11 protein-coding genes are annotated in these 9,518 nt (G+C 35.2%); 8 read left to right on the forward strand and 3 right to left on the reverse strand.

Annotated elements, in window-relative coordinates; genetic code table 11:
* Positions 1–148: 148 nt before the first annotated feature.
* From M0Q17_RS09250 to M0Q17_RS09280, 7 genes are all read left to right on the forward strand, one after another.
* Positions 149–721 carry an OmpA family protein gene (locus tag M0Q17_RS09250; protein ID WP_295086181.1) on the forward strand — a complete coding sequence of 191 codons (573 nt, stop codon included), beginning with the start codon at positions 149–151 and terminating at the stop codon, positions 719–721.
* 3 nt (positions 722–724) lie between these two features.
* Positions 725–1,645: a tetratricopeptide repeat protein gene (locus tag M0Q17_RS09255; RefSeq protein WP_295086182.1), complete on the forward strand. Its 921-nt coding sequence runs from the start codon at positions 725–727 to the stop codon at positions 1,643–1,645.
* Positions 1,646–1,710: 65 nt separating this feature from the next.
* Positions 1,711–2,223: a peptidylprolyl isomerase gene (locus M0Q17_RS09260; RefSeq protein ID WP_295086184.1), complete on the forward strand. Its 513-nt coding sequence runs from the start codon at positions 1,711–1,713 to the stop codon at positions 2,221–2,223.
* Complete coding sequence (locus tag M0Q17_RS09265; protein ID WP_295086186.1) at positions 2,177–2,962, forward strand: Fis family transcriptional regulator; 786 nt, start codon at positions 2,177–2,179, stop codon at positions 2,960–2,962. Before M0Q17_RS09260 ends, M0Q17_RS09265 begins: the two co-directional genes overlap by 47 nt.
* A gap of 11 nt (positions 2,963–2,973) precedes the next feature.
* Positions 2,974–3,918 carry an ACP S-malonyltransferase gene (gene fabD / locus M0Q17_RS09270; RefSeq protein ID WP_295086188.1) on the forward strand — a complete coding sequence of 315 codons (945 nt, stop codon included), beginning with the start codon at positions 2,974–2,976 and terminating at the stop codon, positions 3,916–3,918.
* A 111-nt stretch (positions 3,919–4,029) separates the two neighbouring features.
* Positions 4,030–4,728 (forward strand): 5'-methylthioadenosine/adenosylhomocysteine nucleosidase, encoded by a 699-nt coding sequence (locus M0Q17_RS09275; protein WP_295086190.1) that lies wholly within the window; start codon positions 4,030–4,032, stop codon positions 4,726–4,728.
* 120 nt (positions 4,729–4,848) lie between these two features.
* Positions 4,849–5,607: an ATP-binding protein gene (locus M0Q17_RS09280; protein ID WP_295086192.1), complete on the forward strand. Its 759-nt coding sequence runs from the start codon at positions 4,849–4,851 to the stop codon at positions 5,605–5,607.
* A gap of 3 nt (positions 5,608–5,610) precedes the next feature.
* Here M0Q17_RS09280 and M0Q17_RS09285 read toward each other — a convergent pair whose 3' ends face one another.
* Positions 5,611–6,093, reverse strand: coding sequence for a hypothetical protein (locus M0Q17_RS09285; RefSeq protein ID WP_295086193.1), 483 nt, complete (start codon positions 6,091–6,093; stop codon positions 5,611–5,613).
* A gap of 157 nt (positions 6,094–6,250) precedes the next feature.
* On the opposite strand from M0Q17_RS09285, the gene M0Q17_RS09290 reads away from it, so the two are divergent.
* Positions 6,251–6,961, forward strand: coding sequence for a YebC/PmpR family DNA-binding transcriptional regulator (locus M0Q17_RS09290; protein ID WP_295086194.1), 711 nt, complete (start codon positions 6,251–6,253; stop codon positions 6,959–6,961).
* 45 nt (positions 6,962–7,006) lie between these two features.
* Here the strand turns inward: M0Q17_RS09290 and M0Q17_RS09295 are convergent, their stop codons facing one another.
* Positions 7,007–8,254, reverse strand: coding sequence for a type II secretion system F family protein (locus tag M0Q17_RS09295; protein WP_295086196.1), 1,248 nt, complete (start codon positions 8,252–8,254; stop codon positions 7,007–7,009).
* On the reverse strand, positions 8,254–9,518 hold a 1,265-nt coding region (locus M0Q17_RS09300; RefSeq protein ID WP_295086197.1), incomplete at its 5' end, for a GspE/PulE family protein. The genes M0Q17_RS09300 and M0Q17_RS09295, both read right to left, overlap by 1 nt.

Consider the following 9,518-nt stretch of genomic DNA (forward strand, 5'->3'; position numbering starts at 1 on the left):
GGATTATTAGATTAAATCACAATAAAAATTATCTTTTTCCTCTAAAATATGGAAAAGTTCAGTCAATGGACTGGTAATCGCATGATTATAAAAAAATATTAATTTTATTTTGGTACAATCACGGCAACTAAATTTTAAGGTAGAAAAAATGAAAAGCATTGTAATCTCTAGTGCGATAGCAGCACTTTTAGTATTAAGCGGGTGTGGGGATAAAGATCCAAAGATTGATGATTCAGCAAGTGGTATGAAGCAAGAAGTATTGCAAGATCCATCAGCTCAAGAAGTTGCGCCGATTCAAACAGAGACTGTATCATCTAGCGAAGCTGCAATCATGAATGATGGTAGTGCTAATGAGACAGGTACTCAAGCTATGATGAGGATTGAAAAAGAGTTATTGAGTATATATTTTGATTTTGACAAGTTCAACATAAGAAGTGATATGCAAGGGAATCTATCTACCGATTCAAATATTGCAAATACTAAAGCTAAAGATTTCTCTATCAAGTTAGAGGGAAATTGTGATGAGTGGGGAAGTGATGAGTATAACTTTGCACTTGGACTAAAAAGAGCTAACACAGTTAAAAAAGCTCTTGTTGCAGAGGGAGTTAACACTAATCGTATTTCTATGGTAAGTTTTGGCGAGAGTAACCCTGTGTGCAATGACAAAACTAAAGATTGCTGGGCTAAAAATCGTAGAGTTGATTTCAAACTTTTACCATAATAAATGAACAAAACTAAAAAGATTGCTATATTAGCAATACTCCTTCCTTCCTATTTTTTCGGTGCCGAACCTTCTGCGTTTGGTGCTGGGGATTTAAATAATCCCAATCCCTATGGTCTAACTTCTACTGAGACAGTTTTGCTCGAAACTAAAAAAAATCTCAACAAAGTTGTTGTAAAAAGCAACAATCAAGCAAATGAAGTCGAATCTCTTAGACAGAGAGTTGATGGATTACAGACTATTATTGAGAGCATCAGCACATCTTCACATGAAAATAGGCTCAAAATAAAATCTTTGTCTGATGAGAATGCACTTAGAAATGAGTATGAGAAGAGAGTGTCTAAATCTATTGGCGATAATAGTGAAGCTGTTGTTATCAATACTAAAGAGATAGAAAAAATAAATCTTCTTATAATTGAGATTTCTAAGATTGTTGACTCCATTAATGAATCATACGTTAGTAAAAGTGAGTTTAATTCACTAGTAAATGATGTAAACAAATTTAAAGATCTTGTAGCAAAAGAGTTAAAATATAATACTGCACCAAAAAAATCTTCAAATGAAGGCATGTCAAGTGGAGATATTGAGACAAAAGCTAAAGAACTTTATGATAGTAAAAATTATAGCCAAGCTATAAAATACTATAAACAATTAGTAGAAAAAAATTATAAACCAGCGCGTTCTCACTATATGATAGGAGAGATAGAGTATTACAGCAAAAACTACGCTGAGGCAATAGCTTATTTTAAAAAAAGTGCATCGCTTTATGCTAAGGCAGATTATATGCCGGTATTAATGCTCCATACTGCAATTTCAATGGACAAAACAGGAGATAAAAAAAATGCTGCAACTTTTTATGATGCGGTAATTTCACAATATCCAAACAGTGAAGCTGCAAAAATTGCAAAAAAACAAATTAAATAAAACAGCAATCTTTTTGTAATTGCTGTAATTATGATAAAATCACAAAAAAATAAAAGGCATATAAAATGGCAATAGTAACAAATCAAATTGTATCTATAGAGTATGAGGTAAAAGACGGCAAAAAAGTTGTAGATAGTAATATCGGTAGTGAACCGTTAGTGTTTATGTTTGGAAAAGGTCAGATAATTCCGGGACTAGAAAACGCAATTGCAAATATGTCTATAGGTGAAAAAGCAGAAGTTTTAGTAAAAGCTAAAGATGCATATGGTGAATATGAAGCAGAGGCTATGCAAGAGGTTCCAAGAGATCAATTTGCAGGAATTGAATTAGAAGTCGGGATGTCTCTTTATGGGCAAGGCGAAGATGGCGGAACCGTTCAAGTTACTGTAAAAGAGATAGGCGAAGAGAGTGTAATAATTGATTTCAATCACCCTTTAGCGGGTAAAGATTTGGCTTTTGCTGTATCGATAAATAACATTAGAGAAGCATCTGCTGAAGAACTTATGAGTGGTATTCCTGTAGAAAACCAACATGACGATTGTTGTGGTACAGGTAGTGGCACTGGTTGTGGATGCTAGTTATATAACTGCTTGTGCATCTTCGGCACAGGCATTTAAGAGTGCAACTCTTTTAAAAACATTAAATGTCAACTCTTTGATAACTGGAGAGACAGGCGTCGGCAAGAGAACTTTAGCTCATTATATACTTCCGGATGCTCCGATACTTGATGCATCAAATTATGATGAACTTTTAACAACTCTTGGGCGCGTTAATAAGATATTAATTGTAAATTTAGAAAACTCCCCTAACATTAAAAAAACTCTAGATCTTTTAAGTAGTAGAAATATTAGGGCAGTTGCAACTGCAAAAAGTTCATATAACAATAAAGATGTGGATAAATTTTTTAGTGTTAAGTTTGAGATACCTCCTCTTGCAAAGAGACCTGAAGATGTTAAGGAGCTAATTAAAAAATTCACTAAAGAAGCATCTTTGCTTTTTTCTTCAAAAGATGAGATTAAAATCAAAAATTTTAAGCCAGATTTGAGTGAAAATGCAAACTCTTTAAGAAGACAAGTTATTATAAAGTATCTTTTGCAAGATATACATGAAGATGAGCTGATGGATATTATCCAAAACTATCTAGTAGATAAATTAGGTTCTAATTGTGACTATAAAAATTTTTTACATCTTTATGAAGTTCCTATTATAAAAGCAGGGCTTCAAAGATTCAAATCACAACTGCAGCTTTCAGATAAGCTGGGGCTAAACAGAAATACTTTAAGAAAAAAAATCTCTGAGAATAGTAGATATTTATAAGAAGGAAACAGATGAAAAAAATAGCAATGATTTTTGCAGGGCAGGGCTCTCAAGCAGTAGGAATGGGAAAAGATTTTTATGATAACTCGGATATTGCAAAAGAGATGTTTGAAGAGGCAGGCAAAAGAGCCGGATTAAGATTTGAGGAGCTGATTTTTGGCGAGCATGACTTGTTAAATCAAACTGCATATACACAGCCGGCAATTCTTTTAATCCAGATGGTGGCTTATCGCCTCTTTAAAGAGAAGTGTCCTGATATAAAGGCTGAGTTGTTTTTAGGTCACTCCTTGGGTGAATTTTCTGCTCTTTGTGCAAGCGGTGCTATTGATTATGTTGATGCTGTTGAGCTTGTTCATAGACGTGGGCAGCTTATGCAGGACGCATGCAGTGATATTGAAGCCGGAATGATGGTTGTTATGGGGCTTGACGATGAGAGTGTTGAGAAAATTTGTGCTGATGCACAAAGTCAAAGAAAAAAAGTTTGGCCGGCAAACTATAATCAAGATGGACAGCTTGTTGTAGCTGGCATGAAGAGTGATTTAGAGTCTTTAGAGCAGACATTTAAAAATGCGGGTGCTAAAAGAGCACTTCTTCTAAACATGTCAGTAGCTAGCCATTGTGAGCTTTTATCTCCTGCACAAATTCCACTTAAGAGTTTAATGGAGGGGATGATTGAGGATAATTTTGAAGCTCCTGTCATCTCAAATGTTACTGCGACAGGATACTCTACTAAAGATAAAGCAATCGAACTTTTAACTGAACAACTTATAAAACCAGTAAAATATAAACAGTCAATTTTGGCAATTGCCGATAGCGTAGATATTGCAATTGAGTTTGGAAATGGGGCAACGCTTAAAGGGTTAAACAAAAGAATCGCTCCAAACCTTGAGACTTATACTGTTTCAGACATGAAATCACTGCTAGAAGTTGTAGAGAAAATTTGTAACGAAGATTAGACTGCCTAGGCTTAATCGCTCAAATTTGGAAGAGGCTACATCTATAAGTTTTATGATGCAAAAATAGTGTATAAATAAAAAGAGTAAAAATATTGAAAGATAAGGAGTTAGATGAAAATAGCAATTATGGGGGCTATGCCTGAGGAGATCGCTCCAATACTTGAAAAGGTAGGCTCGTATAAAACAGTAGAGTATGCGGGAAATAGATATTATGAGGCAACATATAGAGGTGTTGCGCTGGTAATAGCGTACTCTAAAATAGGAAAAGTTTTTTCAACTCTGACTGCTACAACTATGATTGAGCATTTTGGAGCAACAAAGCTTCTATTTTCAGGAGTTGCTGGAGCAATATCTCCTACTCTTAAAGTTGGAGATTTAATCGTTGCTACAAAACTTGCTCAACATGACTTGGATATTACGGCATTCGGGCATCCTTTTGGCTATGTTCCCGAGGGAGCTGTTTTTGTTAACTCGGATATAGAGATGATAAAGATGAGCAAAGAGGTCGCCAAAAGTATGGGTAAAAGCGTGCAGGAGGGGATTATCGCAACAGGTGATCAGTTTGTGGCAAATGAAGAGAGAAAAAACTGGATTGGCGCTACATTTGAAGCTGATGCTTTGGAGATGGAAGGTGGAAGTGTCGCGGTAGTTTGCAATGCTTTAAATGTTCCCTTTTTTATACTCAGAGCCATTAGTGATGCCGCAGACATGGATGCAAGCTTTAGCTTTGATGAATTTTTAGATACCAGCGCTAAAGAGAGTGCTGAGTTTGTTATGAAAATGGTGGACAGAATTGTCCTTGCATCTTAGAACGCGAAATGAACAAAGCTCATTTTACTATGCTAACGTTATATTTTGTTATATGCTTTGAAATTGCATACAACATATATACTCAGCGTAAAGCTCACGCTCAGACAATAGGAGCTTAAAATGTCGATTAAATTATCTAAAAAAATTATGAGTAAGCTTGGAAAAACAAATGCTGAATTTGGTCTGATAGAAGAGGGCGATAAGATATTGGTGGGGTTAAGCGGCGGAAAAGATTCACTAACTCTAGTTCACGCATTAAAAGAGCAACAGCGCAGAGCACCATTTAAATTTGAGTTTATCGCAGTCACTGTTTCATACGGGATGGGTGAAAATTTTGACAAACTTATTGCGCACTGCAGGGAGCATGAGATTATTCATGTTATTCATGATACGCAAATTTATGATTTAGCAGGTAAAAAAATTAGAAAAAACTCCTCATTTTGTAGTTTTTTTTCACGCATGAGAAGAGGTTCCCTCTACAGTGCAGCACAAAATCATGGCTGTAATAAAGTTGCTCTTGGACATCATATGGATGATGCTGCAGAGAGTTTTTTTATGAATTTTATCTACAATGGGCAGATGCGCTCACTTGCACCAAAATATAGAGCAGAAAATGGTTTGATTGTCATACGCCCTTTGATACAGATGCGGGAGCGTCAATTAGCAGCATTTGTGCTTGATAATGATATTGTGACTATTGGGGATGAAGCGTGTCCGTCGATGAGATTTGATGTAAAAATGCCGCATGCAAGAGCAGATACAAAGGAGATGTTATCTAAGATGGAAAAAGAGTTTCCCTCGCTTTTTACAAGCTTAAATGCTGCGTTTAAAAATATCTCTGTAGATACTTTTTTTGATAAAGAGAAGTTTAATATTTAGACTCTATATTATCTTCCCTTCATCTTTTGCTATTTGCGATTCTTTCTCATGCAGGGTTTCATCTTTTAGAGTTTGTAAAAACTCTATCATATTTTCTTGGTATGAGATAACATCTCTGTCATGTGAAAGCAAAAGCAGCTCTTTTAGCGGTTCAATATCTATTTTTTTGGCATATCTTGGCATAAGCTTTAACTCTTTTTGAATATTTAAAACAAGAGTATCAATATCTAAGCCGTTGTTTTCTCTTACTTTTTTAACAAGCTCTTTAGTGTTTAACATCAAAAGATTTGCTCTTTCGTCATCATTTATATATATATTCATGCCAATTTTTTTAATAATTAAGAAGTCATCTTCTTTTATATTTTCATTGGCGCAGAGGATAAGTGCAAGGAGCTTTGCACGAAATTCTAAGGAGTTATGGTTATAAACAAACAGTTCACGGAATGCATTAAATAAGTAGTGTTTTATCTTAGAAGCGAGCTGCATTTAAATACCTTGTATAATTTAATTAGCTATTATACCAAATCAACTCCCTGATGCGTTGCATAATGTACGTATGCTTAGGTGGATTTGGTATAATACACTTTTGATTTTATAATCAATATAAATAGAAATAGTATATAAAAAATATGAGGAAAAGAAGATGGGAAGAGCCTTTGAGTACAGAAAAGCATCAAAATTAAAAAGATGGGGGGCCATGTCAAAATTGTTTCCAAAACTTGGAAAGATTATTACAATGGCTGCAAAAGAGGGTGGATGTGACCCTGATATGAACGCAAGACTTCGTACAGCAATTATTAATGCAAAAGCTGAAAATATGCCAAAAGACAATATTGAAGCAGCAATAAAAAGAGCAACGGCAAAAGATACTGCAAGTATGCTTGAGGTTAGTTTTGAGGGAAAAATCGCACATGGAGTACAACTCTTTATAGAGTGTATGACGGACAATAATACAAGAACGGTTGCAAATATAAAAAATATACTCACAAAACATGGTGGAGAGATGCTTATAAAAGGTTCTTTAGAGTTTATGTTTGATAGAAAAGCGCTGTTTGAATTTCCTCTAAAAGATGACATGGATTTAGAGGAACTTGAGCTGGAGTTAATTGATGCAGGACTAGAGGAGATAGAAGCAGAAGATGGTGTTGTTATCGTTAGCGGTGATTACACAAGCTTTGGCGCACTAAATAGCGCTCTAGAGAGTATGGGCATTGAGATTACAAAAGCAAATTTGGAAAGAATGTCAAACTCCCCGATTACAATCACACAAGAGCAGCAAACGAGTATAGATAAGATTTTAGATAAGTTAGAAGATGATGAGGATGTTCAAAAAATATTTACAAATATAGCGTAATGAATGTTCTAATAAAAGAGGCTTACAGAGGGAGTAGAATTTCTTCTATTTGCCACCTGTAACAGCATTACCCATATCCCACATCGGCAGAAAGATTCCAAGTGCAAGTAAGAGAATCATAGAAGCTAGAATAAATAACATGATAGGCTCGATTGCTTCTGAGAGCCCGTCAATAATTGCATCAAATCTCATCTTGTAATATTCTGCTACTTTTTTTATCATAGTATCTAGTGTGCCGCTCTCTTCGCCCGCACTAATCATTTGAATAATCATATTTTCAAATAGTTTTGTGTCTGCTAGACCTTCATTTAATGCGGCACCCTTTTCAACTGATGTTCTTACTGATGAAAGTTTTGCTTTTAGCGGAAGATTGTCTATCATAGATATTGAAGTATCAAGAGCTTCAGCTATAGGAATACCTGCACGAACCAGTTCTGAAAATACAAGTGTAAAACGATTAAGCGTCGCAAACATGATGATTTTTTTTATTAGATATGTTTTTAGTAAAACTTTATGCCAGCCAAACCTAATATCTTTGTTATTATTGATTAAATATTTAAATATTACAAATGATATAATCAAAATAGCAAGTACGTATAGTCCGTAATTGTTAAAAAGATGCTCTAGCTTTAGTAGGATGAGTGTTGGTAGCGGTAACTCGGCATTTAACTTTTCAAACATTGTTTTAAAATTAGGAACAACATAAGATATTAAAATGGTAAAAGCAACAGCCATGGCAACCATTACATTTCTAGGGTATGCCATCGCTTTTTTGAACTTTACTACATTAGCTCGAATCTCTTCTAGCATGTCAGCAAGAGAGTAGAGTGCATCATCAAGGTTACCTGTTTTTTCACCTAGCTGAACCATTGCAATAGCTAAGTTGCCAAGCTCAAAACGAAAATTTTCCATTGATTTTGAGAGGGAGCGACCTGAGTTAATATCTTCTGCAAGCTTACTAAAAACCAATTTTAAATTTTTTTCTTGCGTGGATTTTGCAATTTCATTCAGCGAATCATAGATAGAGATGCCGGCATTAGTCATAACTGCCAATTGTCTAATCGATGCAATAAGAGCATCAGGTTTAATCTTTCTTTTCTTAATATTGCTAAAAAGATTATCCTTAAGCCTTTTTAATTGAACCTCTAGCGGTTCTTCTGCTTCAGCAATTTTTATTAAAATTCCTGAGTATTTTAGTTTGGTTAGCTCATTAGCATGTTTTCTATCTTCAGCATACATTCCAATCTGCTCTTTTTTACCTTTTATCAGGATAGTTGCTACAAAGTACTTCATTATTTTGCCACCCTTAAAACCTCTTCTAAACTTGTGATGCCATCAAGAGCTTTATTGATGCCGTTTTCAAGTAGTCCTACAAAGCCATCTTCAAGAGCTTGAGCATGCAGCGCCTCAATAGATGCACCTTTTGCAATTAGAGATGTTATTTTTTCATTGACGATTAAAACCTCGCAAATCATCTCTCTTCCCATGTATCCAGTGGCATTACACTCTTTGCAGCCAACTCCTGTATAAAACTTACTATTTTCCGGCACAAGGTGTCTTATCTCCTCTATACCTGCTGCTGAAATTTTTTCCTCAACTTTACAGTTTTTACATATTTTTCTTACAAGTCTTTGCGCTTGTATTGCAACTAAAGAGCCACTGATGAGATAGGAAGGAACTCCCATATCTATCATACGAGTAATCGCACTAATAGAGTCGTTTGTATGAAGAGTAGAGATAACTAAGTGTCCTGTTAGTGCAGCTTTTATAGCTATTTCAAGTGTTTCTGAGTCACGAATCTCACCAATCATAATTTTATCGGGATCTTGTCTAAGTATAGATCTAAGAGCAGCAGCAAAGGTAAGACCGACTTTTGGGTTTACTTGAACTTGCTGAATAAGATTCATTCTGTACTCAACAGGATCTTCAACCGTAATAACCTTATCTTCAACATTTCTAAGCTCGTTTAAGGCACCGTACAGCGTTGTTGTTTTACCGCTTCCTGTTGGACCGGTAACGAGTATGATGCCATAAGGCGTTTTAAGTGCTTTTATAAATTTATTATAACTAATGCTGTCCATTCCGGCATCTTCAAGTTTTACGAGAGCTTTTTGTTTGTCAAGAACCCTCATAACTATGGATTCGCCATACAATATAGGGAGAGTAGATATACGAAAGTCATACTCTTTTGATCCTACTAGTGTGGAGAACCTGCCATCTTGAGGTTTTCTTTTCTCGGCTATGTCAAGATTAGAGAGAAGTTTCAACCTTGATGCTAGAGGGGGATAGATATCTTTTTCAAAAATAAATATTTCTGTCAATTTTCCATCTATTCTTGTTCGTACTACGCAGTTTTTTTCTGTGGGTTCAATATGTACATCGCTGGCACGATTTTTAATACAAGAGTTTAGTATAACATCAATCAGAAGTAATATAGAAGAAGCTTCTTGTTGCTCATCTATAGAGCTTATCGAGTTTAGTTCCTCCCTAATCTTTTTCACAAGACCTTTTACGCTATCTTTTATCTCAACTTTAAATAGATATGATTGAATCTGTT

The organism is Sulfurimonas sp. (genome assembly GCF_023229105.1).
Classification (GTDB): Bacteria; Campylobacterota; Campylobacteria; order Campylobacterales; family Sulfurimonadaceae; genus Sulfurimonas.